This window comes from Halobacillus sp. ABR2_026 (genome assembly GCF_056158545.1).
Genome location: NZ_JBSWTM010000001.1, coordinates 91,087 through 117,779, shown reverse-complemented (window position 1 = coordinate 117,779; position 26,693 = coordinate 91,087). Strand labels below are relative to the sequence as shown.

Here is a 26,693-nt window from a genome sequence, read left to right as displayed (position 1 = left end):
ATCCTCCACATCAGCTTCTCGTCAGGAATAAGCCGACGACGACTATGATAAATAAAGCATATAACATGAAATCCAGTTTCGAAATCTTCAGTTCTCTTAACTTCGTCCGTCCCTCTCCCCCTTGATAGCCACGTGCTTCCATGGCCATAGCGAGCTCTTCAGCACGTTTGAATGCACTGACGAACAATGGGACCAACAGAGGAACAATCGCCTTCACACGGTCTTTAAGAGCCCCTGTGCGAAAATCCACACCCCGTGAAGCCTGAGCTTTGGAGATTTTCTCTGTCTCCTGCATTAATGTCGGAATGAAACGAAGGGAGATCGACATCATTAATGCCAATTCATGAACAGGGAACTTCACCTTTTTAAGCGGCCCTAAAAGCTCCTCAATCGCATCCGTAATCTCAATAGGAGTAGTCGTAAGTGTAAGCAGAGAAGTCACCAGGATCAAGAGGAAGAACCTTAAAGAAATGGCCCCCCCTTGAACGAGTCCTTCTCTGTAAATCTCCCAGCCGAAGAGAGAAAAGGCGACCTCCCCTTCCCTTGTTACAAACAGATGAAGTAGGAACGTAAAAATAATAAGAAACCATACAGGCTTCAGCCCTTTCATCAGATAACGGAAAGGTACACGTGACATCAATGCACTTCCAACTGCGAACAGAGCAAGCACTCCGTAACTCATAACAGAGTTAGCAAAAAATACGATCACAACATAAAAAAAGATGATAGCGATTTTTGAACGTGGGTCGAGGCGGTGGATCACGGAATCTGTCGGAATGTATTGACCGATAATCATAGAACTACTCATGATCGCTGCCCCCTTTCACTTTTCGGGCGATTTCTTTTGCTAACTCAGCTATGGTCTGACCTCTATATTCCAGATCAATGCCATATTCTTTTTCTGCTTTACTTAAAAAGGAAATGACTTCCGGAACATCCAGCTGAACTTGTTCAAGAGCTTCCTTTTGGCGGAAAATCTCTAAAGGGGTTCCTTCTTTATAAAGTTGCCCATTATTCATAATTAGAATATGATCCGCATATTTCAAAGCGTCTTCCATACTATGAGTGACAAGAATCGTTGTCAGCCCTTTATCCTGGTGAAGATTATAGAACATGTCCATCACTTCTCTTTGCCCACTCGGATCAAGCCCCGCAGTCGGCTCGTCCAGGACGAGTACTTCAGGGTCCATCGCAAGCACTCCCGAGATTGCAACTCTGCGCATTTGGCCACCACTTAAATCAAACGGAGACCGTTCCAGTAATTCTTCCGGTAACTTAGTGGCTTCTACAGCAGTTCTCGTTCTTCTGTCAATTTCCTCTTGCGGCACACCAAAATTCTGGGGACCGAAGGCGATGTCCTTGGCGACCGTCTCTTCGAATAATTGGTGCTCAGGATATTGAAAGACAACTCCTACATTCTCCCTAAGAGAACGCAAGTGTTTACTCTTCTCACCAGCTTCGATGGTATAGTCACCCACTTGTAATTTACCTTTTGTCGGTTGCAGCAGTCCATTTAAATGCTGAATGAGTGTAGATTTCCCTGACCCCGTATGACCAATGACAGCCACAAATGATCCGGACTGGATCGAGAAAGTCAAATCATCCAACGCTTTATATTCAAATGGACTGTTTGGTTGATAGGTGTAACTTACGTGTTCAAACGAGATGTGCATATGTCCTCCAACAACTCCTGGTGATTGAGTGGCTCACGGTTCAGGCTCAAACCTTCTTCTTTCAGGTAATCAGCCATTTTACTGACAAATGGAGTATCCAAGCCAATTTCAGTCAATTGTTCTTTTCTGGAAAATACGTCGCGCGGTGTCCCTTCCATCCAAACTTCCCCGCCGTTCATAACTATCACTCGGGATGCCAAAGTCACTTCTTGAAGGTCGTGAGTGATCGTCACTAAGGACAAATCTCTTTCCTGCTGGACATCACGAACCGTCTTCATAATTTCTTTTCTGCCTTTAGGATCAAGCATGGCTGTGGCTTCATCAAGAATGATAAATCCAGGTGAAACAGCCAGAACACTTGCAATAGCCACACGCTGTTTCTGCCCGCCAGATAAACGATGAGGCTCATGACGTTCGTAGGCCTCCATCTGTACAGCTTTCAGACTCTCTTCGATCCGTTTCACCATCAGTTCACGCGGCAAGCCGTGATTCTCCATTCCAAACGCAACATCATCCCGGACCGTCGTCCCCACAAATTGGTTGTCAGGGTTCTGGAATACCATCCCCACTTGCTTACGGACATCCCAAATGTTCTCAGGGGTCACTTTCACTCCATCCACAATGATTTCTCCCTCTTGCGGAAAAAGCAGCCCATTCATTAACTTGGCAATCGTCGATTTGCCAGAACCATTATGTCCAATGATGGCTACCCATTCATCAGGACCGATGGTAAAACTTACGTCCTTCAAGACCCAGGGCATATCTTCCTGATATCTAAAAGATACATGACGAAACTCGACTTGTCTCTCTCCCATCTGTGTTCCTCCTCTGCTCCACTGACTATTTCCCAGGAAATACGACACCATTTCCCATTCCTCGATTGCGTCGTTAACTATCTAACGACGCAATTTGTACAAGGCATTCTTATAATTGGATATAAAAAAAGGGCTGGATGTAACCTCGTAATGAGATTCAGTCCTGCCCTTTTACCCTCATGGTATTCATTAAACTAGTTCAATGATCGCCATTTTCGCTCCATCACCTTTACGCTCGCCTAGCTTAAGCACGCGAGTGTAACCACCTTGACGGTCTTCATAGCGGGGGCCGATGTCAGAGAATAGCTTTTGCAAAGCTGTTTGCTCTCCTTCTTCATCTGCCTGCGCATTGTAAAGGAATGATTCAGCTTGACGACGGGCATGTAAATCGCCGCGTTTCCCTAGTGTAATCATTTTTTCTACAACAGACTTAAGCTCTTTCGCTTTAGCTTCTGTTGTTTCCAAACGTTCATGGATGATCAAGTCTGTCGCTAAGTTGCGAAGTAGCGCCATACGCTGATCCGTTGTACGTCCTAGTTTTCTAGCCATTGATAATCCCTCCCTTATCTGAATCTCTTAGATGTGTTCTATCTATTAATCGTCTTTCCTTAGACCTAATCCCAGTTCATCCAACTTATGCTTCACTTCTTCAAGTGACTTGCGACCAAGGTTACGAACCTTCATCATGTCTTCTTCAGACTTATTCGCAAGTTCCTGCACGGTGTTAATGCCCGCGCGCTTCAAGCAGTTGTAAGAACGGACAGAAAGGTCAAGTTCTTCGATTGTCATTTCAAGAACTTTCTCTTTTTGGTCCTCTTCTTTTTCGACCATGATTTCAGCTTTTTGAGCTTCATCTGTCAGGCCTACAAAGATGTTGAGGTGTTCCATATAGATTTTAGCCCCAAGAGAGATCGCTTCTTCCGGACGAATGCTGCCATCCGTCCATACATCCAACGTCAACTTATCAAAGTTAGATGTTTGACCGATTCTAGTGTTCTCTACTTGATACGTTACACGGGATACAGGCGTAAAGATAGAGTCCACTGGAATGACGCCGATTGGTTGATCCTCATGGTTGTTTCCTTCAGCCGGACGATATCCTCGGCCGCGTTCTGCTGTAATACGAGCACGGAAGCTGGAGTTGCTGTCTAATGTTGCAATGTGAAGATCTGGATTCAGTACTTCTACATCACTGTCGTGCGTAATGTCAGCCGCTGTAACTTTTCCTTCACCCTGTACATCAATCTCCAAGGTCTTCTCTTCGTCAGAGTAAACCTTCAAAGCTAGTTTCTTCAGATTCAGAATGACTGTGGTTACGTCTTCGACGACACCTTCAATCGTTGAGAATTCATGAAGTACACCGTCAATTTGAACTGATGTGACAGCAGAGCCGGGAAGTGAGGATAATAGGATACGACGCAAGGAGTTCCCTAGAGTTGTACCATACCCACGCTCAAGCGGTTCTACGACGAACTTACCAAAAGTAGACTCATCGCTGATCTCGACCGTTTCAATCTTTGGCTTTTCAATTTCGATCATTTACACTAAACCCTCCTTCAAAACGTCGAAACCCCGGTTAGACAATAGGTCTAACCGAAATTCCTCAGGTAGGCAGTCCCGATAAAAAGACAACTGCATATTTTCTCTGTCTACGGCGGTGCTGATAAAAGCTATCATAACCCATTATAGACAGGGTGACAAATTCTATTCAGAACTATTATACGCGACGACGTTTTGGTGGGCGGCAACCATTGTGTGGTACTGGAGTTACGTCACGGATTGCCGTAATTTCAAGACCTGCTGCCTGCAGAGAGCGAATCGCTGCTTCACGACCAGCACCAGGGCCTTTTACTGTTACTTCAAGAGTTTTCATACCGTTGTCCATAGCGTCTTTCGCCGCAGCTTCAGAAGCCATTTGAGCAGCGAATGGAGTAGATTTACGGGAACCTTTAAAACCAAGGGATCCAGCACTGCTCCATGCAAGAACGTTACCTTGAACATCAGTGATCGTTACGATTGTGTTGTTGAAAGTAGAGCGGATGTGCGCGACACCGGTCTCTATATTCTTTTTCACGCGACGTTTACGACTACGAGTGTTTCCTTTACGTGCCATATAGTTAGCTTACCTCCTTTGTGTTGCTTATTATTTACGTTTGTTAGCCACGGTACGACGTGGGCCTTTACGTGTACGAGAGTTGTTTTTTGTCTTTTGTCCACGAAGTGGAAGTCCACGACGGTGACGGATTCCGCGGTAAGAACCGATCTCGATCAAACGCTTGATGTTAAGAGAGTTCTCACGGCGAAGGTCACCTTCCGTGTTGTGTTGTTCCACTGCTTTACGGATTTTACCTAGTTCGTCTTCTGTAAGGTCGCGAACGCGAGTATCTTCAGAAACGCCAGCTTCAGCTAGTACGTCTTTGGCAAGGGATTTACCGATACCGTAAACGTAAGTTAGGGATACGACTACTCGCTTATCACGAGGAATATCTACACCTGAAATACGTGCCATAAGTTACGTGCACCTCCTTCAATTTTAACCTTGTTTTTGTTTATGCTTAGGGTTTTCACAGATAACCATGACTTTACCTTTACGTTTGATGACTTTGCATTTTTCGCAAATTGGTTTTACAGAAGGCCTTACCTTCATCATCCATACCTCCTTTAAGATCGGAGTTTTATTTATAACGGTACGTAATACGTCCTTTAGTTAAGTCATAAGGGGAAAGTTCTACCGTTACCTTGTCTCCTGGTAAGATTCGAATGAAGTGCATGCGAATTTTACCGGACACGTGAGCTAAAACGGAGTGACCGTTCTCAAGTTCAACCTTGAACTGCGCATTCGGTAAGGTTTCAACGACGGTCCCTTCTACTTCAATTACATCGTCTTTCGCCATCGAGTTGATCTCCCTTCTTCAAATCAGTCACTGCTTCATTGACATATTTTGATACGGCAAATCGAAGCTTGCCATTTGTGACACGACCAGTTTCCAGAAGGCTGTCCTGGACTTCCGGAGAGACGAAATCCATAAGCTCAACATGTTGCAAATTCTTTTTCTTTGGTCGATCATACTTACGTTTCTCTCCGTCGGCAAGCAGCACAAAGCGGCCATCCAGCACATCGATCACTACCGCGTACTGTCCTGCCTCACGCCCCTGCACAATACGAACAATTTGACCTATTCGCGGACTCGACTCAGATTCGTTCAAAAACGATCACCTTCATTTAGGATTTTGTGAGGATTTCATATCCTTCATCCGTAATTGCAATGGTATGCTCGAAGTGAGCGCACCTTTTGCCGTCTTGAGTAACTACCGTCCAATGGTCGCCCAGCGTCTTCACATAGCGAGAGCCTGCGTTCACCATCGGTTCTACGGCCAATACCATGCCAGGCTTGAGGCGTGGACCTTTGTTCGGAGGGCCGTAATGAGGAATTTGAGGATCCTCATGAAGCTCCTGCCCGACTCCGTGTCCGACGTATTCCCTCACAATTGTAAAGCCTTCCGGCTCAACGTAGCTCTGGATCGCATGAGATATATTTGAAAGGCGTTCACCCGGCTTTGCTTCATCAAGTCCTTTGAACAATGACTGCTCCGTAACTCTCAGCAGTTCCATGGATTCTTCATCGACGGTTCCCACTGGATACGTCCATGCTGAATCACCGTGATAGCCTTTATATTTGGCACCAATATCGATGCTGATAATATCACCTTCGTTCAACACCCTGTCTCCAGGAATGCCGTGAACGAGTTCTTCGTTGACAGATGCACAGATGCTTCCACGGAATCCATTATAACCTTTAAAAGATGGGATTGCATCCATACTGCGTATGAATTCATCAGCAATCTTATCCAATTCTCCAGTTGTTATACCTGGTTGGATGCTTTTCTCAAGCTTTTGGTGCGTCAAGGCGACAATCCGCCCTGCTTCCCGCATAATATCTAATTCCCGTGGAGTCTTACAAATAATCATTTAGCCAGTTCTCCCAGCTTTTGATCGATGTCTTGGAATACTTCGTTGATATCTTTATCACCTTCGAATGATACCAAATAGCCTTTATCCTGGTAGAAATCAAGTAGAGGTTGGGATTGTTCCACATTGACCTCAAGGCGCTTTCTTACGGTTTCAGGCTGATCGTCTTCGCGTTGAATCAACTCGGAGCCATCGTGATCGCATTTCCCGTCTTCTTTCGGCGGGTTGAACACCACGTGATAGGTTGCACCGCATGTCGGGCAGATGCGTCGTCCAGTCAGACGCTCGATGAGTTGCTCCTTAGGAACGTCGATATGAAGAACGTAATCCAACGATTCTTTCATATCAGTCAACAAGTTCTCAAGGGCTTCTGCTTGGGCGATTGTCCGAGGAAAACCATCAAGTAGGAATCCTTTTTGACAATCGGGCTTGCTAAGACGTTCGCGAACGATTCCGATGGTCACTTCATCCGGAACCAGTTCACCTTTGTCCATATATGATTTGGCTTCTACACCAAGTGTTGTTCCTTCTTTGATAGCTAATCGGAACATATCTCCAGTTGAGATATGAGGGATGTCATATTTTTCGACTATCTTCTCAGCCTGAGTACCTTTACCGGCACCAGGGAGACCCATCAGAATTAAATTCAACGTGTTCCCCTCGCTCTCATTTTTTCATTAGCTTAACACTAATTATTTAATGAATCCTTGATAGTGGCGCTTCACAAGCTGGCTTTCCAGTTGCTTCATAATCTGCAGGGCAACCCCTACAACGATGAGCAGACCGGTACCTCCGATTTGGATGCTTGGCGGCAGCTGGGCTGCAGAACCCAAGATGATCGGAAGGATGGAGACAGCTGCAAGGAAAATGGAACCTACGAATGTCAATCGGTACATCACGCGTGTCAAATACGTTTCCGTATTGGCACCAGGACGAATCCCCGGGATATATCCGCCTTGCTTCTTCAAGTTTTCAGCCATTTGCTCCGGATTAACCTGAACAAATGTATAGAAATAAGTGAAGGCAATGATTAGAGCAACATAGATAATCATTCCAGGCCAGTTCTGATAATCAAATATATATTGAATGACAGAGGCGACTTCACTGTTCTCAAAAAGTCCAGCGACGGTTCTCGGCGCGATAATGAATGAAATCGCAAAGATTACCGGGATGACTCCTGCTGCATTCACTTTTAGTGGTAAGTGAGTGGAATGCCCACCTACTGGCGAACGGTTGACTAACCGTTTTGCATATTGAATCGGAATCTTACGAAGGGCTTGTTGGATGAAGATAACACCCACAACAACCGCGACAATAACAAGTGCAATCAGAGCAATGATCACCAGGTTGATGAACAATTCTTCTCCGGCTCCGGAAATATATTGATCATACAATTGGTTCACACCAGTCGGGATCGCAGCAACGATTCCAGCAAAGATTAGAATGGAAATACCATTTCCAACACCGTGTTCGGTGATCTGCTCACCAAGCCACATAAGAAACGCAGTACCGCCAGTCAAGACAAGAGCAATGATTAAGAATTTCCCAAACCCTGGATCAGCAATCAATTGACCGCCTGCCAGAGCGTTAAAACCTATAGACATGCCAATGGCTTGAATGAAAGCGAGCACGATCGTTCCATAGCGGGTAAACTGAGCTAATTTTCGACGGCCGACTTCACCTTGTTTCTTCCATTCCGCAAATTTGGGAACGACGTCCATCTGAAGTAATTGCATGATGATGGAGGCAGTAATATAGGGCATGATCCCCATAGCAAAAATGGAGAAGTTTTGTAATGCCCCGCCTCCGAATGTGTTCAGAAATCCGAACGCATTCTGTTCATCCATGAAATTGATGGCTTCTCTGTTAGTGAAAGGAACCGGGATGAATGTTCCAAGGCGAAATACGATAAGCATCAACAAAGTGAAGATGATCTTCCGTCGAATATCACCCACGCGCATAAAATTGGAGATTGTCCGGAACATTAAATCACCTCAGTTTGACCGCCCGCTGCTTCAATTGCTTCTTTTGCGGAAGCAGAGAACTTGTGAGCTTTCACTGTAAGTTTTTTCTCGATTGAACCTTTAGCTAGTACTTTGATGCCGGCTTTTTGGTTGCTTACCACACCAGACTCAAGCAATAGCTCAGGAGTAACCTCTGTGCCTTCTTCGAAACGATTCAGTGCATCAAGGTTGATAATCGCAAATTCCTTACGGTGAACGTTAGTGAAACCACGCTTAGGCAAACGTTGGAAAAGTGGCATTTGACCACCCTCGAAACCTGGGCGTGTTTTGCTTCCTGAACGCTGGCCTTGACCTTTGTGGCCACGTCCGGAAGTTTTACCGTTACCAGATGCCATACCACGACCTACGCGGTTACGTTCTTTACGAGTACCTTTAGCAGGCTTTAGTTCATGCAGTTTCATGCGTTGCACCTCCTTATATCTTTTGTAGAATTATACTTCTTTAACGGATACCAGGTGAGACACCTTATTAGCCATACCTCGGATCGCTGGGTTATCTTCAAGTACGACAGTTTGACGGATCTTGTTCAGACCTAGCGCCTTGACAGTAGAGCGCTGATCCTGCGGTCTACCAATAACACTACGCGTGAGGGTAATTTCTAACTGTTTAGCCATTTTATTTCCCTCCTTATCCTACAGTTCTTCTACTGACTTACCACGAAGTTTAGCGACATCTTCTGCACGCTTAAGCTCGCTAAGTCCAGTGATTGTAGCACGTACCATGTTGATCGGTGTGTTAGAACCAAGAGACTTAGATAGGATGTCTTGAACACCTGCAAGCTCAAGTACCGCACGGACAGGTCCACCAGCGATAACTCCAGTACCTTCTGCTGCTGGCTTCATAAGAATGTTACCTGCACCAAAACGTCCGTTGATTTCGTGTGGGATAGTCGTGTTCTTCACTGGTACTGTGATTAGATTTTTCTTAGCATCGTCAATGGCCTTCTTGATCGCTTCCGGTACCTCTTGGGCTTTCCCTGTTCCGAAACCGACGTGACCGTTTTTATCTCCAACTACAACCAAAGCAGCAAAACGGAAACGACGTCCACCTTTAACTACTTTAGCTACACGGTTGATGGTAACTACGCGTTCTTCAAGATCAAGTTTGTTAGGGTCGATGTTTGTAATCATTTATGTCCCTCCTTTAACTATTAAAATTCTAGGCCGGCTTCGCGAGCGGCTTCAGCTAGTGCTTTCACACGTCCATGATACAAGTAACCTCCACGGTCGAATACAACAACTTTAAAACCGTTGTCGATCGCGCGCTTAGCTACCAATTCACCGACTTTCTGAGCAGCCTCTACATTGCCAGTAACATCAAGGTTGAAGTCATTGTCTACAGTAGACGCACTCGCTACTGTTACTTGGCTTTCGTCGTTGATTAGCTGAGCATAAATGTGTTTGTTCGAGCGGTATACGTTCAAGCGTGGGCGTTCAGCGGTGCCAAAGACATTCTTACGAACGCGCGCATGACGCTTTTTACGTACGACATTTTTATCTGCCTTCGTGATCATCAGGGTCACTCCTTTCTATACGTTAGCTAGGAACCTTACTTAGCTGTTTTACCTTCTTTTCTGCGTACATGTTCGCCTTCGTAGCGAATTCCTTTACCTTTATAAGGCTCTGGAGGACGGATTGCACGGATGTTAGCAGCAACAGCACCAACTAGTTCTTTGTCAATACCTTTTACTGTAACTTTCGTGTTTGAAGGAACTTCGATTTCGATTCCTTCACGGTTTTCAACTTCAACAGGGTGGGAGTAACCAGCGTTGATTACAACGTTTTGTCCCTGTTTCTGCGCACGATAACCTACACCGATGATTTCAAGGCTTTTCTCGAAACCTTTGGAAACACCTTCAACCATGTTACCGATCAGGCTGCGTGTAGTTCCGTGAAGAGCACGGTGTTCTTTGTGGTCGCTCGGACGAGCTACAGTAAGAACGTTGTCCTCAACTTTAACTGTGATGTCCTTGTGGAACGTACGAGTAAGTTCCCCTTTAGGACCTTTAACTGTAATCGTGTTGTTATCCTGGATGATCTCTACACCTTCAGGAATTTCAAGTGATTTTAAACCTACGCGAGACATAGTTTTGCACCTCCTGTCTGTTCTGTTTTTTTACCAGATGTAAGCTAGAACTTCGCCACCGATGGCTTGTTCACGAGCTTCTTTATCTGTCAATACACCTTTTGATGTGGATACGACGGCTACACCTAGACCGTTAAGAACTTTCGGAAGTTCTTCAGCGTTAGCGTAGACACGAAGACCTGGCTTACTGATACGTTTCACACCAGAAATTACACGCTCGTTGTTTTGACCGTACTTAAGGAAAATGCGAAGGACACCTTGTTTGTTGTCTTCAACAAATTCATAGTCACGTACAAAACCTTCACGCTTAAGGATATCAGCGATTTCTTTCTTTACGTTTGAAGCTGGTAGCTCAAGCTTCTCGTGACGCACCATGTTAGCGTTACGAATACGTGTCAGCATATCTGCAATTGGATCTGTCATTGTCATAACTCATTAACCTCCTTCCCTGTTTCGGGTTTACCAGCTGGCTTTTTTGACACCAGGGATTTGACCTTTATATGCAAGTTCACGGAAACAAATACGGCAAAGCTTAAACTTACGAAGTACGGAGTGCGGACGTCCGCAGCGTTCACAACGCGTGTATTCGCGTACTTCGTACTTTTGTTTACGCTGTTGCTTCGCGACCATTGATTTTTTAGCCACTATTTTCCCTCCTTATAGTTAGCTCATTATTTTTGGAACGGCATACCGAACTGAGCTAGAAGTTCACGTGCTTCTTCGTCAGAGTCAGCAGTAGTGACAATAACGATATCCATACCACGCACTTTGTTTACTTTATCGTAATCGATCTCTGGGAAAATCAATTGTTCTTTAACACCAAGTGTGTAGTTTCCACGGCCGTCGAAGGCTTTCTTAGAAATACCACGGAAGTCACGCACACGTGGTAGAGATACGGCGATCAGCTTCTGGAGGAATTGGTACATACGCTCTCCACGAAGTGTAACCTTCGCACCGATTGGCATACCTTCACGTAGGCGGAATCCTGCAATTGATTTCTTCGCTTTCGTGATAACTGGTTTTTGACCAGTGATCAATGTCAGTTCTTCAACAGCTGTATCAAGTGCTTTCGCGTTTTGAACAGCGTCACCAACACCCATGTTGACAACGATTTTGTCAACTTTCGGTGTCTGCATGATGGAATCATATTCAAATTTGTTCATCAAAGATGGAACAACTTCTTCTTGATATTGTTTCTTTAGTTCGTTCATCGTGTGGCCCTCCTTTCTTGTATGGCTTATTTATCTAGTGCTTCACCAGATTTTTTCGCGATACGAACTTTCTTACCGTCTTCAACTTTGTAACCAACACGTGTCGGTTCACCAGTCTTAGGATCGATTGGCATTACGTTGGATACGTGGATCGCAGCTTCTTGTGTTAGGATTCCACCTTGTGGGTTCTCCTGAGAAGGCTTCGCGTGCTTTTTAACTTCGTTCACGCCTTCAACAAGAACACGATCTTTTTTCGGATAAGCTTCAAGGACCGTTCCTTGTTTGCCTTTATCCTTACCAGTAATGACCATTACTTTATCACCTTTTTTTACGTGCATTCTTCGCGCACCTCCTTAACAAGGCATTCTATCAGGCTTTTATAATACTTCTGGAGCTAGAGATACAATCTTCATGAATTTAGCATCACGAAGTTCACGAGCTACCGGTCCAAAGATACGAGTACCGCGTGGTCCTTTGTCATCACGAACGATTACTGCTGCGTTTTCATCAAAACGGATGTAAGAACCATCTTTACGGCGTACTCCACTCTTAGAACGTACGATAACAGCTTTTACAACTTCACCTTTTTTAACAACGCCCCCTGGTGTTGCCTGTTTCACAGTAGCAGTGATGATATCACCAATGTTAGCTGTTTTACGGCCGGATCCACCCAATACTTTAATCGTTTGGATTTCACGTGCACCAGAGTTATCAGCGACTTTTAGACGAGATTCCTGTTGAATCATACCATGTAACCTCCCTTCGGATTAAATCCGAGCGAACTTTATTTAGATAATGACAGACTCTTCAACAACTTCTAGAAGACGGAAACGCTTAGAAGCAGACAATGGACGAGTTTCCATGATGCTTACGATGTCGCCGTTTTTCGCTTGGTTGTTTTCGTCATGCGCTTTGAACTTTTTGGAATACTTTACGCGCTTGCCGTAAAGTTTGTGGAACTTATAAGTTTCTACTAGTACAGTAATGGTTTTATCCATTTTGTCAGATACGACACGGCCAGTATAAACTTTACGATTATTACGTTCAGTCATGTGAGGGTGACCTCCTCTCATCTATTAGTTATTTACGCCTAGCTCACGTTCACGAGCAACAGTCTTCATGCGTGCGATAGACTTGCGAACTTCACGGATGCGTGCAGTGTTCTCAAGTTGACCTGTTGCCAATTGGAAGCGTAGGTTGAAAAGTTCTTCTTTAAGAGACTTAACTTTTTGTTCAATTTCGGCAGTGGTTAATTCACGGATTTCATTAGCCTTCATTGATTTCACCACCAATTTCTTCACGTTTTACGAATTTCGTACGAATCGGCAGTTTGTGAGAAGCAAGACGCAACGCTTCGCGTGCAACCTCTTCAGATACACCTGCGATTTCGAACATGATTTTCCCTGGTTTCACTACAGCTACGAAACCTTCTGGAGCACCTTTACCGGAACCCATTCGAACTTCTAGGGGCTTAGCAGTATAAGGCTTGTCAGGGAAGATTTTGATCCAAACTTTACCGCCACGCTTCATGTAACGAGTCATCGCGATACGCGCTGCCTCGATTTGGCGGGCTGTGATCCATGCAGGATCGATTGCTTGCAAACCATACTCACCGAAAGCTACTTCAGTACCGCCTTTTGCACGGCCTTTCAAGCTTGTACGATGTTGACGACGATATTTTACACGTTTAGGCATTAACATAATGCTTTTCCCCCTTCCTTACTTGTCAGTTTTAGTTGGAAGGACTTCTCCACGATAAATCCACACTTTAACACCAAGTTTACCGTAAGTGGTGTCAGCTTCTGCAGTTCCGTAATCGATGTCTGCACGAAGTGTGTGAAGTGGTACTGTTCCTTCACTGTAATATTCAGCACGAGCGATATCCGCGCCACCTAGACGACCAGATACTTGGGTACGAATACCTTTAGCTCCTGCACGCATAGCGCGTTGGATAGTTTGTTTCTGAGCACGACGGAAAGATACACGGTTTTCCAATTGACGTGCGATATTGTCAGCTACAAGAGTAGCGTCAAGGTCTGGCTTCTTCACTTCAACGATGTTGATGTGAACGCGTTTACCAGTTAGTTGGTTTAGAGCTTTACGAAGTGCTTCTACTTCAGAACCGCCTTTACCGATAACCATTCCTGGCTTAGCTGTGTGCACAGTAATGTTTACACGGTTTGCTGCACGTTCGATTTCTACCGTAGAAAGAGCAGCATCTTTAAGACGATTTTCAACATATTCACGAATCTTAATGTCTTCATGTAACAAGTCTGCATAGTCTTTGCCAGCGTACCACTTGGATTCCCAATCGCGGATGACGCCGATACGAAGACCTACCGGATTAATTTTTTGACCCACTGATTATCCCTCCTTTTTTTCTGATACGACCACTGTAATGTGGCTTGTGCGTTTGTTAATTTGGCTTGCGCGGCCCATTGCACGAGGGCGGAAACGTTTAAGAGTTACCCCTTCGTTTACAAACGCTTCGGAAACGTATAGGTTTTCCGGGTCCATTTCATAGTTGTGTTCTGCGTTAGCGATCGCGGAGTTAAGAAGTTTCTCAACAACCGGAGATGCGCCACGCTGTGTTAGACGTAGTGTAGCTAGAGCTTCACCAACGTTTTTTCCTCGAATTAAATCAATTACCAAACGAGCTTTACGAGGAGCGATACGAACGGTTTTAGCAACTGCTTTAGCTTGCATTAGAGTGCCTCCTCTCTATATTAGCGTTTTGTTTTCTTATCGTCGCCAGAGTGTCCCTTGAACGTACGGGATGGCGCGAATTCACCTAGTTTGTGACCAACCATGTCTTCTGTCACATATACTGGTACGTGCTTACGACCGTCATAAACGGCAATTGTGTGTCCGACGAAGTTTGGGAATATCGTAGAACGGCGAGACCAAGTCTTTACGACCTGCTGTTTATTATCTTCGTTCAACTTCTCGACTTTTTTCATTAAATGATCATCTACAAAAGGTCCTTTTTTCAGGCTGCGGCCCATGAATAAACCTCCCTTCGCGATTGAGAGACGGGTGTTATTGCCCGCCCGACAATCCCGTTATTTTTTACCGCGTCTACGCACGATATATTTATCAGACGGCTTGTTGCGTTTTCTCGTTTTGTATCCAAGAGTTGGTTTACCCCATGGAGATACTGGAGATGGCATACCGATTGGTGCGCGTCCTTCACCACCACCGTGTGGGTGATCACTAGGGTTCATTACGGAACCACGTACTGTAGGGCGCTTACCTTTCCAACGAGAACGTCCGGCTTTACCTACGCTGATTAGTTCGTGTTCAAGGTTACCAACTTGACCGATTGTTGCACGGCAAGTGCTTAGTACCAAACGAACTTCACCGGAAGTAAGACGTACAAGCGTGTATTTTTCTTCGCGACCAAGGATTTGTGCAGAAGCACCTGCAGAACGGACAAGCTGTCCTCCGCGTCCTGGTTTAAGCTCAACGTTGTGTACAACTGTACCAACTGGAATGTCTTTCAACTGAAGGGCGTTACCTGGTTTGATATCTGCACCTTCACCAGAAAGAATTTCCGTTCCAACCTTAACACCTTTTGGAGCTAGGATGTAACGTTTTTCACCATCAACATAATTGATTAGTGCAATGTTAGCGGAGCGGTTTGGATCGTATTCAACTGTAGCAACGCGTCCAGGTATTCCATCTTTGTCACGCTTAAAGTCGATAATACGATAATGACGCTTATGGCCTCCGCCCTGATGACGAACTGTCAGCTTACCCTGGTTGTTACGTCCACCTTTTTTGTGAAGTGGCGCGATAAGGGAGCGTTCAGGTTTGTCAGTTGTAATTTCAGCGAAATCAGATACTGACATGTGTCGACGACCGTTAGTAATTGGTCTAAACTTTTTAATCGCCATCTTTATTTCCCTCCTTCTTATTTCAATTCTTTATTTTTATGCTTCGAAGATTTCTAGTTCTTCGCTGTCCTGAGTCAAAGTGATAACTGCTTTCTTACGATCAGAACGATAGCCGCCGTAACGACCCATACGCTTGAATTTACCTTTAAGGTTCATTGTGTTGACAGAAGCAACTTGAACACCAAAGATTTCTTCAACTGCTTTTTTAATTTCAGTTTTGTTAGCTTTCGTGCTAACTTCAAACGTATATTTCTTTTCTCCCATAAGATCAGCAGAATGTTCAGTAATGACAGGGCGCTTGATGATATCGCGTGGTTCTTTCATTATGAGAGCACCTCCCCTGCTTTTTCAGCTGCTTCCTTAGTAAGGATCAGCTTGTCATGCGTCAGCAAATCCAACACACTTACTTGGTCTACAGGAAGACTATTCACTGTAGGGATGTTGTTAGAAGAAAGAGCAACGTTTTCATCTGCATCTGCAGTTACGATCAATGCTTTTTCGTTAACATCCAATGCCTTCAGAATGTTTACAACCTCTTTTGTTTTCGGAGCATCCAAAGAAAGGCTCTCAAGAACAATGATGTTGTCTTCTTTCACTTTAGAAGAGAAAGCAGACTGAAGTGCCAAACGACGGACTTTTCTAGGCATTGTATAGCTGTAGCTGCGTGGTGTTGGGCCGAATACAGTTCCGCCGCCAACCCATTGTGGAGAGCGAATGGATCCTTGACGCGCACGACCTGTACCTTTTTGGCGCCATGGCTTGCGTCCACCGCCACTAACTTCAGAACGTCCTTTTACTTTGTGTGTGCCTTGGCGAAGATTCGCGCGCTGCATCAACACAGTTTCGTGTAATACGTGAGTATTAGGTTCAATCCCAAAAACAGATTCATTAAGTTCGATTTCACCAACATTAGAACCGCTTTGGTTTAATAGTGCTACTTTAGGCATGACATATCCTCCCTTCGTTTATTATTTGCTAGCCTTAATTGCACTTGAAATCTTAACGTAAGATTTTTTCGCACCTGGTACATTACCTTTGATCAGTAGCAAATTACGCTCAGCGTCCACTTTAACTACTTCAAGGTTTTGTAGAGTTACAGTTTCGCCACCCATTTGTCCTGCAAGACCTTTGCCTTTGAAGACCTTAGATGGGTCAGCACCTTGTCCCATAGAACCGGAACGACGGTGGAAACGGGAACCGTGGGTTTTAGGTCCAGTAGATTGGTTATGGCGCTTGATGGCACCCTGGAAACCTTTACCTTTGGATGTTCCTGTAACATCAATTACGTCACCAGCTTCAAAAATATCAACTTTAACCTCTTGACCAAGTTCATAGCCATCAAGGTTAGAATTACGGAATTCACGAACGTAGCGCTTAGGTGTTGTGCTTGCTTTTTCAGCGTGCCCTTGAGCAGCTTTCTTCAAGCGATTTGACTTCTCATCAGCAAAACCTAGTTGAATCGCTTCGTAACCGTCGTTTTCCATTGTTTTCATTTGAAGAACAACGTTTGGCTCAGCCTGAACGACTGTTACTGGGATCAACTCACCATTTTCAGAGAAAATTTGAGTCATGCCGACTTTGCGTCCTAAGATTCCTTTCGTCATCCGTTACACCTCCTATTATCTTAACGATTTATTTATAGTTTGATTTCGATATCCACACCAGATGGTAGATCCAAACGCATGAGTGAATCAACAGTCTGTGGTGTTGGATTAACAATGTCGATTAGACGTTTGTGAGTGCGCATTTCGAACTGCTCACGAGCATCTTTATACTTGTGAGTTGCACGAAGTACTGTATAGATAGAACGCTCTGTTGGAAGCGGAATCGGACCAGACACATCAGCTCCGGAACGCTTCGCAGTATCAACGATCTTTTCTGCGGACTGATCAAGTACTCTGTGATCATACGCCTTTAAACGAATACGAATTTTCTCTTTTGCCATTATTTTCCCTCCTTCTTCGCCCATTTTTTGAAATAGACATTCTCCGCGAAAAAACTTGAACACCAGCCATGGCAAAGGGGCCGGGTGTATCAACAACCTTTCGCTTCATCGCCTTTTATGACCAACATTACTCATTATATAGAAGAAATGCGCTCATTGCAAGGATAAATCCATAAATTCTTTTCATTACGGACACTTAAAACATTATACTAACGTATCGCATATTTTTCAAGGGGAATCCCTGTAATCATCACTTTTGCAACTGTATAAGTTCTTCTCTATGAAATCCATTGTCCATTTAAACAAATCTTACGATCATTATCAACCGGTCCTTTGTAAAGAATGTGCTGATTTAGTTCGAAACTTCTTCCATAATCACACGCGAAGAAATTCAACCATATATTCTGCATTAATAAACTTCAGATTGACCCTTCTTCTACATACATAAGTAAATGTTTTCATGGAAGAGGACGAATTTTATAAAAAAGGATTACATTCCTCCTGCCTTTCAAAAACCAAAAAAAGAGCAACAGCTGAAAAGCTGTTGCTCCATTTATTCGAAGTACTGAAATTATTTAGTGATTTCAGATACTACGCCAGAACCTACTGTACGTCCACCTTCACGAATGGAGAAACGAGTTCCGTCCTCAATCGCGATTGGAGAGATAAGTTCTACAGTCATTTCAACGTTGTCCCCAGGCATAACCATTTCTACGCCTTCAGGAAGTTGAATAACACCAGTTACGTCCGTAGTACGGAAGTAGAACTGTGGGCGGTAGTTAGAGAAGAATGGAGTGTGACGTCCACCTTCATCTTTAGCTAGTACATAAACTTCAGCTTTGAAGTTTGTGTGTGGTGTAATTGAACCAGGCTTAGCTAGTACTTGACCACGGTTGATGTCTTCACGGTTTACACCACGAAGAAGTGCACCGATGTTGTCGCCAGCTTCAGCGTAATCTAGAAGCTTACGGAACATTTCAACACCAGTTACTGTAGTTTTGCTGGACTCTTCAGCCATACCGATGATTTCGATTTCGTCACCGACTTTAACTTGTCCACGCTCAACACGACCAGTTGCTACTGTACCACGACCAGTGATAGAGAATACGTCCTCAACTGGCATCATGAATGGCTTGTCAGTGTCACGGTCTGGAGTTGGAACATACTCGTCAACAGCGTCCATTAGGTCATAGATTGCTTGCTCGTACTTCTCTTCACCTTCAAGAGCTTTAAGAGCAGAACCACTTACTACTGGTACGTCATCACCATCGAAGTCGTACTCAGATAGAAGATCGCGAACTTCCATTTCTACTAGTTCAAGAAGCTCTTCGTCGTCTACCATGTCAACTTTGTTCAAGAATACAACGATAGCTGGTACACCTACGTTTTTAGAAAGTAGGATGTGCTCACGAGTTTGTGGCATTGGACCGTCAGCTGCAGATACAACTAGGATCGCGCCGTCCATTTGAGCAGCACCAGTGATCATGTTCTTAACGTAGTCCGCGTGACCTGGGCAGTCAACGTGTGCATAGTGACGAGATTCAGTTTCGTACTCAACGTGTGCAGTGGAGATTGTGATTCCACGCTCACGCTCTTCTGGAGCACCGTCGATCATGTCGTATGCCATTGCTTCACCAGAACCAGATTTCTTGTGAAGAACTGTAGTGATCGCTGCAGTTAGAGTTGTTTTACCGTGGTCAACGTGTCCAATTGTACCAATGTTTACGTGGGACTTGGACCGGTCAAATTTTTCTTTACCCATTGTATATTTCCTCCTTTAGATAAGTAACAAATTTGGTTTTAAAGATTTATATTGCAGCTCAGGAGCAAGCAGATGTTACTCCTAAGCTTACATTACAAGTTATACTTTAACTCGTCTAAAAAATCAATTATTCACCAGCATTTTTCTTGATGATTTCCTCAGAGATGCTCTTCGGAACTTCTTCATAGTGGTCGAAGTGCATAGTGTACGTACCACGGCCTTGAGTGTTGGAACGCAACGCTGTTGCATAACCGAACATTTCAGATAATGGAACGAATGCTTTAACCACTTGTGCATTACCACGAGTTTCCATACCTTCAACACGTCCACGACGGGAAGTTACGTCACCCATGATGTCGCCCATGTATTCTTCAGGAATAACAACTTCTACTTTCATCATAGGTTCAAGTAGAACAGGCTTACACTTGTTTTTAGCCTCTTTAAGTGCCATGGAAGCGGCAACTTTAAAGGCCATTTCGTTGGAGTCGACATCGTGGTAAGAACCATCATATAGAGTCGCCTTGATGTCTACCATAGGGTAGCCAGCCAATACTCCGTTTTCCATAGATTCTTTAATACCCTGCTCTACGGATGGAATGTATTCACGTGGTACAACACCACCGACAATCTTGTTGACGAATTCAAAACCAGCGCCTTCTTCGTTAGGTTCGAATTCAACCCATACGTGACCGAATTGTCCACGACCACCGGATTGACGTACGAACTTACCTTCCACTTGGGCGCTACCACGGAATGTTTCACGGTAAGCCACTTGTGGAGCACCAATGTTCGCTTCAACTTTGAACTCACGCTTCAGACGGTCAACGATGATGTCTAGGTGAAGCTCACCCATACCTGCGATGATCGTTTGGCCGGTTTCTACGTTCGTTTCAGTTTGGAACGTTGGATCCTCTTCAGCTAGTTTACCAAGAGCGATGGACATCTTATCTTGGTCAGCTTTAGATTTAGGCTCGATAGCAACAGAAATTACTGGATCAGGGAATTCCATGGACTCAAGAATAACAAGACTCTTTTCGTCACATAGTGTATCACCCGTACCTGTATCTTTAAGTCCTACCGCACCAGCGATATCCCCTGCGTATACAGTGGAGATCTCTTCACGAGAGTTTGCGTGCATTTGCAGGATACGACCTACACGCTCACGCTTGTCTTTCGTGGAGTTTTTCACGTAAGAACCAGCACTCAAAGTACCGGAGTATACGCGGAAGAATGTCAGTTTACCTACATAAGGGTCTGTAGCGACTTTAAATGCCAATGCAGAGAAAGGCTCGTTGTCGTCAGGCTTACGTACAACATCTTCTTCCGTTTGTGGGACATGACCTTCAATTGGAGGTACATCTAGAGGTGATGGCAGATAATCGATAACGCCATCAATTAGAAGTTGAACCCCTTTGTTCTTGAAGGCAGATCCACAGAATACCGGGTAGAATTCAACACTTAGAGTAGCTTTACGGATCGCGTCCTTAAGCTGTTCGTTTGTGATTTCTTCTCCCTCTAGATACTGCATCATCAAGTCTTCATCAAGTTCTGCAACAGCTTCAACAAGCTTGCCACGGTACTCTTCAGCTTGATCTTTGTAGTCGTCAGGAATCGGGCGTGCTTCAGCACGTGTTCCCAAGTCGTCCATGTAGTAGTATGCTTCCATCGTTACTAGGTCGATGATTCCTTCGAACTCATCTTCCGCACCGACAGGAAGTTGAACAGCTGCCGCATTTGCTCCAAGGCGGTCTTGCAATGTGCCTAGGGAGTAGATGAAGTCAGCTCCGATTTTATCCATTTTGTTAATGAAGACAATACGTGGAACACCGTATGTCGTAGCTTGGCGCCAAACAGTTTCTGTTTGAGGCTCAACACCAGATTGTGCGTCAAGGACAGCTACGGAACCATCAAGTACACGCAGGGAACGTTCAACTTCAACAGTGAAGTCTACGTGTCCAGGAGTATCGATGATGTTGATACGGTGACCTTTCCACTGAGCAGTCGTTGCGGCGGAAGTGATTGTGATACCGCGCTCCTGTTCCTGCTCCATCCAGTCCATTTGGGAAGCTCCTTCGTGAGTTTCACCAATTTTGTGGATACGTCCTGTATAGAAAAGAATACGCTCTGTCGCTGTTGTTTTACCAGCATCGATGTGAGCCATTACCCCGATATTCCGAGTCTTTTCCAAGGAGAACTCTCTAGCCATGCATCTTTCTCCTTCCTGTTTGAACCTTTATTTTTTTGGTGATTACCAGCGATAGTGAGCGAATGCTTTGTTCGCTTCCGCCATTTTGTGCATTTCTTCGCGACGCTTCACTGATGCACCTGTGTTGTTAGCTGCATCTAGAATTTCGTTAGCCAAGCGCTCTTCCATCGTTTTCTCCCCGCGTAGACGAGCATAGTTAACGATAAAGCGCAAACCTAGAGCCTGACGACGTTCTGGACGAACTTCAACAGGTACCTGGTAGTTGGAACCACCTACACGACGAGCGCGTACTTCCAATACAGGCATAACGTTCTTCATAGCTTCATCAAAAGCTTCCATCGCTTCGTTTCCGCTGCGCTCTTGAACAAGTTCAAAAGCTTTGTATAGAATCTTTTGAGCTTTTCCGCGCTGACCGTCAACCATGATTTGGTTGATCAAGCGAGTAACAAGCTTAGAGTTGTACATCGGATCTGGTAACACATCACGTTTAGCTACTGGACCTTTACGTGGCATATGTTCCCCTCCCTTCTTGGTTGTTTGTATTTAAGCGATATTCTCATATCGATTATTTTTTAGCTTTAGGTTTTTTCGTACCGTATTTGGAACGACCTTGCATACGGCCATCAACACTTGCTGTGTCAAGAGCACCACGTACAACAGTATAACGTACACCTGGCAAGTCTTTAACTTTACCGCCACGGACAAGAACAACACTGTGCTCTTGAAGGTTGTGACCTTCACCAGGGATATACGCGTTAACCTCTAGCTGGTTAGTTAGACGAACACGTGCATACTTACGTAAGGCAGAGTTCGGTTTCTTAGGTGTCATTGTACCAACACGTGTGCAAACTCCACGTTTTTGTGGAGAAGAAAGATCAGTCATACGCTTTTTATAGCTGTTATAACCTTTGTTCAAAGCTGGAGAGTTCGTTTGCTTTGTTTTGCTCACGCGTCCTTTGCGTACCAATTGGTTAATCGTTGGCATTTTTGTATCCTCCCTTCGTATTTCTTAATACCACACATCCAGGTGGTTCATAAAAAGGCAAAAAACAAAGCTTTCGCGTAAGACGCCAAAACTTTATTGCTTTATCGCCACTGTAGCCGCACCAACATCAATACCACATGCATTCCCGAGCTCCTTCATAGATGGCACCCGTGTGTGAGGAATGTTTAGTTGTTGGGCCAGTTTAGCTACTTTAACTGTCATCGTCTGATCTGCATCGTCAGCCGTTATGACTTCAACCACCTCACCATTTTTCATGGCTTTCAGTGTTTGTTTGGTTCCAATAATTATATCGGATTTAGCCTGTGCTACTTTTTCATAAGACATCTTCATATCCTCCAAAGTAACAAGGATAAATGGAAGCACCTTGATTATATTATCACTCACCCAAATGCATGTCAACTGCATCCGGGTGAGTTTTTTTGATGCTTCCTTTAATTTTACACCTTGTTAACATCTACTTCTTTATTTTAAGAATGTGTGACTTCTTCCGTGGCTTCTGGAACCTCTTGATTTTGCTGTTCGGATTGTGCTTGGATTTTGCGGTAGCGGGTCATACCAGTACCAGCAGGAACAAGCTTACCGATGATAACATTTTCTTTCAATCCTAGCAATTCATCACGCTTACCTTTGATTGCAGCATCTGTCAGGACACGTGTTGTCTCCTGGAAGGATGCGGCGGAAAGGAAGCTGTCTGTTTCAAGAGATGCTTTCGTAATACCAAGGATGACCGGTCGGCCGACAGCCGGCTGGCCGCCTTCCATAAGCGCTTTTTGGTTCGCCTCTTTGAATTGGTGGATTTCAAGAAGAGAACCTGGAAGTACATCTGTGTCACCAGAATCGAGAACACGTACTTTACGAAGCATCTGGCGGACCATGACTTCCACGTGCTTATCAGAGATTTCAACACCCTGCATACGGTAAACTTTCTGTACTTCTTTAAGGAGATATTCCTGTACGCCGTCAAGACCTTGTACGGTAAGCAATTCTTTAGGGTCGATGGAACCTTCAGTCAGAGGTTCACCAGCTTTCACTTCATCGCCGACCGTTACTTTCATACGGGCACCATAAGGAGCCGTGTAAGAACGTGATTCTACAGCACCTTGAACAACGATTTCTTGCTTCTCTTTGACTTCATTGATTTCGTGTACAGTACCATCGATTTCCGTGATGACAGCCTGTCCTTTCGGATTACGTGCTTCCACGATCTCCTGGATACGCGGAAGACCCTGTGTGATATCATCTCCGGCAACACCACCTGTGTGGAAGGTACGCATTGTAAGCTGAGTACCTGGCTCACCGATGGATTGAGCTGCGATAATTCCAACAGCTTCACCAACTTCAACCTCGTCACCAGTAGCGAGGTTGCGGCCATAACATTTCTTACATACGCCGTGCTTCGTATTACAAGTGAATGCCGTACGAATGACAATTTCCTCAATGCCGGCTTCGACGATTTGTCGAGCGACATCTTCGGAAATGACTTCGTTTCTTTCTACAAGAACAAAGTCATTTTCAGGGTGTTTCACTGTCTGGAATGCCGTACGTCCAATCAAACGATCGATTAATGGTTCTACCACTTCTGTGCCTTCTGTCAATGCAGCTACCGGAAGACCGCGGTCTGTTCCACAGTCATCTTCACGTACAATAACATCCTGGGCGACGTCTACCAGACGACGAGTCAAGTAACCAGAGTCGGCTGTCTTAAGGGCTGTATCAGCAAGTCCTTTACGTGCACCGTGAGTAGAGATGAAGTATTCAAGTACTGTCAAACCTTCACGGAAACTGGACTTGATCGGAAGTTCGATGATTCGTCCAGCCGGGTTGGCCATCAGACCACGCATACCGGCAAGCTGCGTAAAGTTAGAGGCGTTACCACGGGCACCGGAATCACTCATCATGAAGATCGGGTTACGCGGGTTCAAGGACTTCATCAGACGGTTCTGAATATCGTCTTTAGCCGCTGACCATATTTCGATGACGCGATCATAACGCTCTTCTTCTGTAATTAGTCCACGACGGAACTGTTTTAAGACTTTATCAACTTTCTCCTGGGCTTCATCAAGGATTTCCTGCTTCTCTGGAAGTACGACAACGTCGGATACACCAACTGTAATACCTGCCTTCGTAGAGTAAGCAAATCCAAGGTCCTTCATGCGGTCAAGCATTTTGGAGGTTTCACTGATAGAGAAACGCTTAAACACTTCAGCAATGATATCCCCTAGGATTCCTTTCTTGAACGGAGAAACTTCCTCGCGTTTAGAGAACTCTTCACGGATATCTGTACCCTTCTCAATGAAGTAGTGATCAGGAGTTTTGATTTCCAGGTTCTCTTTCGTCGGTTCATTGATATAAGGGAACGAATTCGGCAGCATTTCGTTGAAAATCAACTTACCTACTGAAGTCAGTAGAAGCTGCTGATTCTGCTTTTCAGTAAATGTTTCGTTATTCAAAGAGCTAGCCTGAACAGCTACACGGGTGTGCAGGTGGGCATAGCCGTTTTGATATGCCATCAAAGCTTCGTTCAAGTCTTTGAAGAACATACCTTCACCAATCGCGCCTTCTCTCTCAAGAGTCAGGTAGTAGTTACCTAATACCATGTCCTGGGAAGGTGTAACGACCGGCTTACCATCCTTAGGGTTAAGGATGTTTTGAGCAGCAAGCATCAAAATACGCGCCTCTGCCTGAGCTTCTGAGGATAGTGGCACGTGTACGGCCATTTGGTCTCCGTCGAAGTCGGCGTTGTATGCGGTACATACAAGCGGGTGCAGACGAATGGCACGACCTTCAACAAGAGTCGGTTCAAAGGCCTGGATACCCAAGCGGTGCAATGTTGGTGCACGGTTGAGTAGGACCGGGTGTTCTTTGATGACATCTTCAAGGACATCCCACACTTCGTGGTGCACACGCTCGATCTTACGCTTCGCTGATTTAATGTTATGGGCAAGACCTCGGGATACGAGTTCTTTCATAACGAATGGTTTGAACAATTCAAGGGCCATTTCTTTCGGAAGACCACACTGGTACATCTTCAAGGATGGACCTACGACGATAACAGAACGTCCGGAGTAGTCGACACGCTTACCTAGCAAGTTCTGGCGGAAACGTCCTTGCTTACCTTTCAACATGTGAGAAAGGGATTTAAGCGGTCGGTTCCCTGGTCCTGTAACAGGACGGCCGCGACGACCATTGTCAATCAAGGCATCGACAGCTTCCTGCAGCATACGCTTCTCGTTTTGAACGATGATTGTCGGTGCACCCAGATCCAACAAACGCTTCAAGCGGTTGTTACGGTTGATTACACGACGATACAAGTCGTTCAAGTCGGATGTTGCAAAACGTCCACCGTCTAATTGAACCATCGGACGAAGTTCCGGTGGGATGACAGGTAGTACATCAAGAATCATCCAGGAAGGATCGTTCCCTGAGTTACGGAAGGATTCCAATACTTCAAGACGTTTGATGGCACGCGTACGACGTTGACCTTGAGCCGTCTTCAGCTCTTCTTTCAACGTATCCACTTCACCATCCAAGTCAATGTCAAATAGAAGTTTACGAATAGCTTCAGCGCCCATAGCTGCTTGGAAGCCTTGTCCGAACTTCTCACGGTAGGAGCGGTACTCTTTTTCAGAAAGCAGTTGCTTCTTCTCTAGAGCCGTCTCTCCTGGTTCCGTAACAATATAGGCTGCGAAATAGATCACTTCCTCCAAGGCTCTTGGAGACATATCCAACACAAGACCCATACGGCTCGGAATACCTTTGAAGTACCAGATGTGAGAGACAGGGGCAGCTAGTTCCAGGTGCCCCATGCGCTCACGGCGTACTTTCGCCTTTGTTACTTCTACGCCACAACGGTCACAAACGACGCCTTTGTAGCGGACGCGTTTATATTTTCCACAGTGACATTCCCAGTCTTTCTGCGGGCCGAAGATTCGCTCGCAGAAAAGACCGTCTTTTTCTGGTTTCAACGTACGATAGTTGATGGTTTCTGGCTTTTTGACCTCACCGTAGGACCAAGAACGAATCTTATCCGGTGAAGCGAGGCCTATTTTCATATACTCAAAGTTATTTACATCTAGCAAGGGGCCTACCTCCCTTTTAGT

At 45.0% G+C, this 26,693-nt stretch carries 40 protein-coding genes; all 40 read right to left on the bottom strand.

All coding sequences use genetic code 11. The annotated features are described in order from the left end of the window. Window positions 1–10: 10 nt before the first annotated feature. Entirely contained in the window at window positions 11–808 is a 798-nt protein-coding gene (locus ACXADE_RS00675; RefSeq protein ID WP_474978614.1) for an energy-coupling factor transporter transmembrane component T family protein, read from the bottom strand. Then, on the bottom strand, window positions 801–1,673 hold the full coding sequence (locus tag ACXADE_RS00670; RefSeq protein WP_474978613.1) for an energy-coupling factor ABC transporter ATP-binding protein: 873 nt from the start codon (window positions 1,671–1,673) through the stop codon (window positions 801–803). Before ACXADE_RS00670 ends, ACXADE_RS00675 begins: the two co-directional genes overlap by 8 nt. Continuing rightward, on the bottom strand, window positions 1,649–2,488 hold the full coding sequence (locus ACXADE_RS00665) for an energy-coupling factor ABC transporter ATP-binding protein (protein WP_474978612.1): 840 nt from the start codon (window positions 2,486–2,488) through the stop codon (window positions 1,649–1,651). The genes ACXADE_RS00670 and ACXADE_RS00665 overlap by 25 nt, the downstream gene beginning before the upstream one ends. A 189-nt stretch (window positions 2,489–2,677) precedes the next feature. Beyond that, complete coding sequence (gene rplQ, locus ACXADE_RS00660; RefSeq protein ID WP_146818453.1) at window positions 2,678–3,037, bottom strand: 50S ribosomal protein L17; 360 nt, start codon at window positions 3,035–3,037, stop codon at window positions 2,678–2,680. A gap of 45 nt (window positions 3,038–3,082) precedes the next feature. After that, a complete protein-coding gene (locus tag ACXADE_RS00655; RefSeq protein ID WP_089654419.1) occupies window positions 3,083–4,027 on the bottom strand; it encodes a DNA-directed RNA polymerase subunit alpha in 945 nt (314 codons plus the stop codon). 178 nt (window positions 4,028–4,205) lie between these two features. Further along, the gene (rpsK, locus tag ACXADE_RS00650) at window positions 4,206–4,601 is read right to left on the bottom strand and encodes a 30S ribosomal protein S11 (RefSeq protein WP_474978611.1); all 396 of its coding nucleotides are present in this window, start codon (window positions 4,599–4,601) and stop codon (window positions 4,206–4,208) included. A 30-nt stretch (window positions 4,602–4,631) separates the two neighbouring features. Further along, the gene (gene rpsM / locus ACXADE_RS00645; RefSeq protein WP_474978610.1) at window positions 4,632–4,997 is read right to left on the bottom strand and encodes a 30S ribosomal protein S13; all 366 of its coding nucleotides are present in this window, start codon (window positions 4,995–4,997) and stop codon (window positions 4,632–4,634) included. A gap of 24 nt (window positions 4,998–5,021) precedes the next feature. Then, window positions 5,022–5,135, bottom strand: a complete 114-nt coding sequence (gene rpmJ / locus ACXADE_RS00640) for a 50S ribosomal protein L36 (RefSeq protein WP_002509257.1) — start codon at window positions 5,133–5,135, stop codon at window positions 5,022–5,024. Window positions 5,136–5,163: 28 nt separating this feature from the next. Then, a complete protein-coding gene (gene infA / locus ACXADE_RS00635) occupies window positions 5,164–5,382 on the bottom strand; it encodes a translation initiation factor IF-1 (RefSeq protein WP_008636026.1) in 219 nt (72 codons plus the stop codon). Next, complete coding sequence (locus ACXADE_RS00630) at window positions 5,360–5,695, bottom strand: KOW motif-containing protein (protein ID WP_474978609.1); 336 nt, start codon at window positions 5,693–5,695, stop codon at window positions 5,360–5,362. The genes infA and ACXADE_RS00630 overlap by 23 nt, the downstream gene beginning before the upstream one ends. A gap of 16 nt (window positions 5,696–5,711) precedes the next feature. Beyond that, window positions 5,712–6,458, bottom strand: coding sequence for a type I methionyl aminopeptidase (gene map, locus ACXADE_RS00625; RefSeq protein WP_474978608.1), 747 nt, complete (start codon window positions 6,456–6,458; stop codon window positions 5,712–5,714). Beyond that, on the bottom strand, window positions 6,455–7,108 hold the full coding sequence (locus ACXADE_RS00620; RefSeq protein ID WP_474978607.1) for an adenylate kinase: 654 nt from the start codon (window positions 7,106–7,108) through the stop codon (window positions 6,455–6,457). Before ACXADE_RS00620 ends, map begins: the two co-directional genes overlap by 4 nt. Window positions 7,109–7,150: 42 nt before the next feature. Further along, the gene (gene secY, locus ACXADE_RS00615) at window positions 7,151–8,443 is read right to left on the bottom strand and encodes a preprotein translocase subunit SecY (RefSeq protein ID WP_474978606.1); all 1,293 of its coding nucleotides are present in this window, start codon (window positions 8,441–8,443) and stop codon (window positions 7,151–7,153) included. Continuing rightward, on the bottom strand, window positions 8,443–8,883 hold the full coding sequence (rplO, locus tag ACXADE_RS00610) for a 50S ribosomal protein L15 (RefSeq protein ID WP_089654425.1): 441 nt from the start codon (window positions 8,881–8,883) through the stop codon (window positions 8,443–8,445). The genes secY and rplO overlap by 1 nt, the downstream gene beginning before the upstream one ends. Window positions 8,884–8,913: 30 nt before the next feature. Beyond that, on the bottom strand, window positions 8,914–9,096 hold the full coding sequence (gene rpmD / locus ACXADE_RS00605; protein WP_089654426.1) for a 50S ribosomal protein L30: 183 nt from the start codon (window positions 9,094–9,096) through the stop codon (window positions 8,914–8,916). Window positions 9,097–9,114: 18 nt separating this feature from the next. Beyond that, entirely contained in the window at window positions 9,115–9,609 is a 495-nt protein-coding gene (gene rpsE / locus ACXADE_RS00600) for a 30S ribosomal protein S5 (RefSeq protein WP_326315280.1), read from the bottom strand. Between the two features lie 23 nt (window positions 9,610–9,632). After that, window positions 9,633–9,995 carry a 50S ribosomal protein L18 gene (gene rplR, locus ACXADE_RS00595; protein WP_474978605.1) on the bottom strand — a complete coding sequence of 121 codons (363 nt, stop codon included), beginning with the start codon at window positions 9,993–9,995 and terminating at the stop codon, window positions 9,633–9,635. 35 nt (window positions 9,996–10,030) lie between these two features. Beyond that, window positions 10,031–10,567, bottom strand: coding sequence for a 50S ribosomal protein L6 (gene rplF, locus ACXADE_RS00590; protein ID WP_474978604.1), 537 nt, complete (start codon window positions 10,565–10,567; stop codon window positions 10,031–10,033). 30 nt (window positions 10,568–10,597) lie between these two features. Continuing rightward, the gene (gene rpsH / locus ACXADE_RS00585) at window positions 10,598–10,996 is read right to left on the bottom strand and encodes a 30S ribosomal protein S8 (protein ID WP_035511672.1); all 399 of its coding nucleotides are present in this window, start codon (window positions 10,994–10,996) and stop codon (window positions 10,598–10,600) included. 30 nt (window positions 10,997–11,026) lie between these two features. Further along, window positions 11,027–11,212, bottom strand: a complete 186-nt coding sequence (locus tag ACXADE_RS00580) for a type Z 30S ribosomal protein S14 (protein WP_027953410.1) — start codon at window positions 11,210–11,212, stop codon at window positions 11,027–11,029. 26 nt (window positions 11,213–11,238) lie between these two features. Beyond that, window positions 11,239–11,778 (bottom strand): 50S ribosomal protein L5, encoded by a 540-nt coding sequence (rplE, locus tag ACXADE_RS00575; RefSeq protein WP_474978603.1) that lies wholly within the window; start codon window positions 11,776–11,778, stop codon window positions 11,239–11,241. A gap of 26 nt (window positions 11,779–11,804) precedes the next feature. Next, window positions 11,805–12,116: a 50S ribosomal protein L24 gene (gene rplX / locus ACXADE_RS00570; RefSeq protein ID WP_075038175.1), complete on the bottom strand. Its 312-nt coding sequence runs from the start codon at window positions 12,114–12,116 to the stop codon at window positions 11,805–11,807. Window positions 12,117–12,155: 39 nt separating this feature from the next. Next, on the bottom strand, window positions 12,156–12,524 hold the full coding sequence (rplN, locus tag ACXADE_RS00565) for a 50S ribosomal protein L14 (protein WP_035511677.1): 369 nt from the start codon (window positions 12,522–12,524) through the stop codon (window positions 12,156–12,158). A 42-nt stretch (window positions 12,525–12,566) separates the two neighbouring features. Beyond that, on the bottom strand, window positions 12,567–12,830 hold the full coding sequence (gene rpsQ / locus ACXADE_RS00560; protein ID WP_035511679.1) for a 30S ribosomal protein S17: 264 nt from the start codon (window positions 12,828–12,830) through the stop codon (window positions 12,567–12,569). A 24-nt stretch (window positions 12,831–12,854) separates the two neighbouring features. Next, a complete protein-coding gene (rpmC, locus tag ACXADE_RS00555) occupies window positions 12,855–13,055 on the bottom strand; it encodes a 50S ribosomal protein L29 (RefSeq protein ID WP_008636054.1) in 201 nt (66 codons plus the stop codon). After that, window positions 13,045–13,479, bottom strand: coding sequence for a 50S ribosomal protein L16 (gene rplP / locus ACXADE_RS00550; protein ID WP_027953416.1), 435 nt, complete (start codon window positions 13,477–13,479; stop codon window positions 13,045–13,047). The genes rpmC and rplP overlap by 11 nt, the downstream gene beginning before the upstream one ends. 18 nt (window positions 13,480–13,497) lie before the next feature. Beyond that, window positions 13,498–14,139, bottom strand: a complete 642-nt coding sequence (gene rpsC / locus ACXADE_RS00545) for a 30S ribosomal protein S3 (RefSeq protein WP_035511682.1) — start codon at window positions 14,137–14,139, stop codon at window positions 13,498–13,500. A gap of 3 nt (window positions 14,140–14,142) precedes the next feature. After that, window positions 14,143–14,484, bottom strand: a complete 342-nt coding sequence (gene rplV / locus ACXADE_RS00540; RefSeq protein ID WP_035511684.1) for a 50S ribosomal protein L22 — start codon at window positions 14,482–14,484, stop codon at window positions 14,143–14,145. A 20-nt stretch (window positions 14,485–14,504) separates the two neighbouring features. Then, entirely contained in the window at window positions 14,505–14,783 is a 279-nt protein-coding gene (gene rpsS, locus ACXADE_RS00535; RefSeq protein ID WP_035511685.1) for a 30S ribosomal protein S19, read from the bottom strand. A 57-nt stretch (window positions 14,784–14,840) separates the two neighbouring features. Next, entirely contained in the window at window positions 14,841–15,674 is an 834-nt protein-coding gene (rplB, locus tag ACXADE_RS00530; RefSeq protein ID WP_474978602.1) for a 50S ribosomal protein L2, read from the bottom strand. A 36-nt stretch (window positions 15,675–15,710) separates the two neighbouring features. Then, entirely contained in the window at window positions 15,711–15,998 is a 288-nt protein-coding gene (gene rplW, locus ACXADE_RS00525) for a 50S ribosomal protein L23 (RefSeq protein WP_474978601.1), read from the bottom strand. After that, window positions 15,998–16,621: a 50S ribosomal protein L4 gene (gene rplD / locus ACXADE_RS00520; protein WP_474978600.1), complete on the bottom strand. Its 624-nt coding sequence runs from the start codon at window positions 16,619–16,621 to the stop codon at window positions 15,998–16,000. The genes rplW and rplD overlap by 1 nt, the downstream gene beginning before the upstream one ends. Before the next feature lie 21 nt (window positions 16,622–16,642). After that, on the bottom strand, window positions 16,643–17,278 hold the full coding sequence (gene rplC, locus ACXADE_RS00515; RefSeq protein ID WP_474978599.1) for a 50S ribosomal protein L3: 636 nt from the start codon (window positions 17,276–17,278) through the stop codon (window positions 16,643–16,645). Between the two features lie 32 nt (window positions 17,279–17,310). Then, the gene (rpsJ, locus tag ACXADE_RS00510) at window positions 17,311–17,619 is read right to left on the bottom strand and encodes a 30S ribosomal protein S10 (protein ID WP_474978598.1); all 309 of its coding nucleotides are present in this window, start codon (window positions 17,617–17,619) and stop codon (window positions 17,311–17,313) included. A gap of 571 nt (window positions 17,620–18,190) precedes the next feature. Beyond that, window positions 18,191–19,381 (bottom strand): elongation factor Tu, encoded by a 1,191-nt coding sequence (gene tuf / locus ACXADE_RS00505; protein WP_474978597.1) that lies wholly within the window; start codon window positions 19,379–19,381, stop codon window positions 18,191–18,193. Between the two features lie 127 nt (window positions 19,382–19,508). Then, window positions 19,509–21,587, bottom strand: a complete 2,079-nt coding sequence (gene fusA, locus ACXADE_RS00500; protein ID WP_474978596.1) for an elongation factor G — start codon at window positions 21,585–21,587, stop codon at window positions 19,509–19,511. A gap of 42 nt (window positions 21,588–21,629) precedes the next feature. Continuing rightward, window positions 21,630–22,100 carry a 30S ribosomal protein S7 gene (gene rpsG / locus ACXADE_RS00495; protein WP_474978595.1) on the bottom strand — a complete coding sequence of 157 codons (471 nt, stop codon included), beginning with the start codon at window positions 22,098–22,100 and terminating at the stop codon, window positions 21,630–21,632. Between the two features lie 52 nt (window positions 22,101–22,152). Further along, window positions 22,153–22,572, bottom strand: coding sequence for a 30S ribosomal protein S12 (gene rpsL, locus ACXADE_RS00490; RefSeq protein ID WP_474978594.1), 420 nt, complete (start codon window positions 22,570–22,572; stop codon window positions 22,153–22,155). A 93-nt stretch (window positions 22,573–22,665) separates the two neighbouring features. Next, window positions 22,666–22,917, bottom strand: a complete 252-nt coding sequence (locus ACXADE_RS00485) for a 50S ribosomal protein L7ae-like protein (RefSeq protein ID WP_474978593.1) — start codon at window positions 22,915–22,917, stop codon at window positions 22,666–22,668. A gap of 143 nt (window positions 22,918–23,060) precedes the next feature. Further along, a complete protein-coding gene (rpoC, locus tag ACXADE_RS00480) occupies window positions 23,061–26,672 on the bottom strand; it encodes a DNA-directed RNA polymerase subunit beta' (protein ID WP_474978592.1) in 3,612 nt (1,203 codons plus the stop codon). Between the last annotated feature and the right edge of the window lie 21 nt (window positions 26,673–26,693).

Coding starts and splice junctions, on each gene's coding strand:
- ACXADE_RS00675 (WP_474978614.1), bottom strand. CDS start 808: ATGAGTAGTTCTATGATTATCGGTCAATACATTCCGACAGATTCCGTG.
- ACXADE_RS00670 (WP_474978613.1), bottom strand. CDS start 1,673: ATGCACATCTCGTTTGAACACGTAAGTTACACCTATCAACCAAACAGT.
- ACXADE_RS00665 (WP_474978612.1), bottom strand. CDS start 2,488: ATGGGAGAGAGACAAGTCGAGTTTCGTCATGTATCTTTTAGATATCAG.
- rplQ (WP_146818453.1), bottom strand. CDS start 3,037: ATGGCTAGAAAACTAGGACGTACAACGGATCAGCGTATGGCGCTACTT.
- ACXADE_RS00655 (WP_089654419.1), bottom strand. CDS start 4,027: ATGATCGAAATTGAAAAGCCAAAGATTGAAACGGTCGAGATCAGCGAT.
- rpsK (WP_474978611.1), bottom strand. CDS start 4,601: ATGGCACGTAAAGGAAACACTCGTAGTCGTAAACGTCGCGTGAAAAAG.
- rpsM (WP_474978610.1), bottom strand. CDS start 4,997: ATGGCACGTATTTCAGGTGTAGATATTCCTCGTGATAAGCGAGTAGTC.
- rpmJ (WP_002509257.1), bottom strand. CDS start 5,135: ATGAAGGTAAGGCCTTCTGTAAAACCAATTTGCGAAAAATGCAAAGTC.
- infA (WP_008636026.1), bottom strand. CDS start 5,382: ATGGCGAAAGACGATGTAATTGAAGTAGAAGGGACCGTCGTTGAAACC.
- map (WP_474978608.1), bottom strand. CDS start 6,458: ATGATTATTTGTAAGACTCCACGGGAATTAGATATTATGCGGGAAGCA.
- secY (WP_474978606.1), bottom strand. CDS start 8,443: ATGTTCCGGACAATCTCCAATTTTATGCGCGTGGGTGATATTCGACGG.
- rplO (WP_089654425.1), bottom strand. CDS start 8,883: ATGAAACTGCATGAACTAAAGCCTGCTAAAGGTACTCGTAAAGAACGT.
- rpmD (WP_089654426.1), bottom strand. CDS start 9,096: ATGGCTAAACAGTTAGAAATTACCCTCACGCGTAGTGTTATTGGTAGA.
- rplR (WP_474978605.1), bottom strand. CDS start 9,995: ATGATCACGAAGGCAGATAAAAATGTCGTACGTAAAAAGCGTCATGCG.
- rplF (WP_474978604.1), bottom strand. CDS start 10,567: ATGTCTCGCGTAGGTTTAAAATCACTTGAAATTCCTGAAGGTGTAGAG.
- rpsH (WP_035511672.1), bottom strand. CDS start 10,996: ATGACAATGACAGATCCAATTGCAGATATGCTGACACGTATTCGTAAC.
- rplE (WP_474978603.1), bottom strand. CDS start 11,778: ATGAACGAACTAAAGAAACAATATCAAGAAGAAGTTGTTCCATCTTTG.
- rplX (WP_075038175.1), bottom strand. CDS start 12,116: ATGCACGTAAAAAAAGGTGATAAAGTAATGGTCATTACTGGTAAGGAT.
- rplN (WP_035511677.1), bottom strand. CDS start 12,524: ATGATTCAACAGGAATCTCGTCTAAAAGTCGCTGATAACTCTGGTGCA.
- rpsQ (WP_035511679.1), bottom strand. CDS start 12,830: ATGACTGAACGTAATAATCGTAAAGTTTATACTGGCCGTGTCGTATCT.
- rpmC (WP_008636054.1), bottom strand. CDS start 13,055: ATGAAGGCTAATGAAATCCGTGAATTAACCACTGCCGAAATTGAACAA.
- rplP (WP_027953416.1), bottom strand. CDS start 13,479: ATGTTAATGCCTAAACGTGTAAAATATCGTCGTCAACATCGTACAAGC.
- rplV (WP_035511684.1), bottom strand. CDS start 14,484: ATGCAAGCTAAAGCAGTTGCTAAAACCGTTCGTATCGCTCCTCGTAAA.
- rpsS (WP_035511685.1), bottom strand. CDS start 14,783: ATGGGCCGCAGCCTGAAAAAAGGACCTTTTGTAGATGATCATTTAATG.
- rplB (WP_474978602.1), bottom strand. CDS start 15,674: ATGGCGATTAAAAAGTTTAGACCAATTACTAACGGTCGTCGACACATG.
- rplW (WP_474978601.1), bottom strand. CDS start 15,998: ATGAAAGAACCACGCGATATCATCAAGCGCCCTGTCATTACTGAACAT.
- rplD (WP_474978600.1), bottom strand. CDS start 16,621: ATGCCTAAAGTAGCACTATTAAACCAAAGCGGTTCTAATGTTGGTGAA.
- rplC (WP_474978599.1), bottom strand. CDS start 17,278: ATGACGAAAGGAATCTTAGGACGCAAAGTCGGCATGACTCAAATTTTC.
- rpsJ (WP_474978598.1), bottom strand. CDS start 17,619: ATGGCAAAAGAGAAAATTCGTATTCGTTTAAAGGCGTATGATCACAGA.
- tuf (WP_474978597.1), bottom strand. CDS start 19,381: ATGGGTAAAGAAAAATTTGACCGGTCCAAGTCCCACGTAAACATTGGT.
- fusA (WP_474978596.1), bottom strand. CDS start 21,587: ATGGCTAGAGAGTTCTCCTTGGAAAAGACTCGGAATATCGGGGTAATG.
- rpsG (WP_474978595.1), bottom strand. CDS start 22,100: ATGCCACGTAAAGGTCCAGTAGCTAAACGTGATGTGTTACCAGATCCG.
- rpsL (WP_474978594.1), bottom strand. CDS start 22,572: ATGCCAACGATTAACCAATTGGTACGCAAAGGACGCGTGAGCAAAACA.
- ACXADE_RS00485 (WP_474978593.1), bottom strand. CDS start 22,917: ATGTCTTATGAAAAAGTAGCACAGGCTAAATCCGATATAATTATTGGA.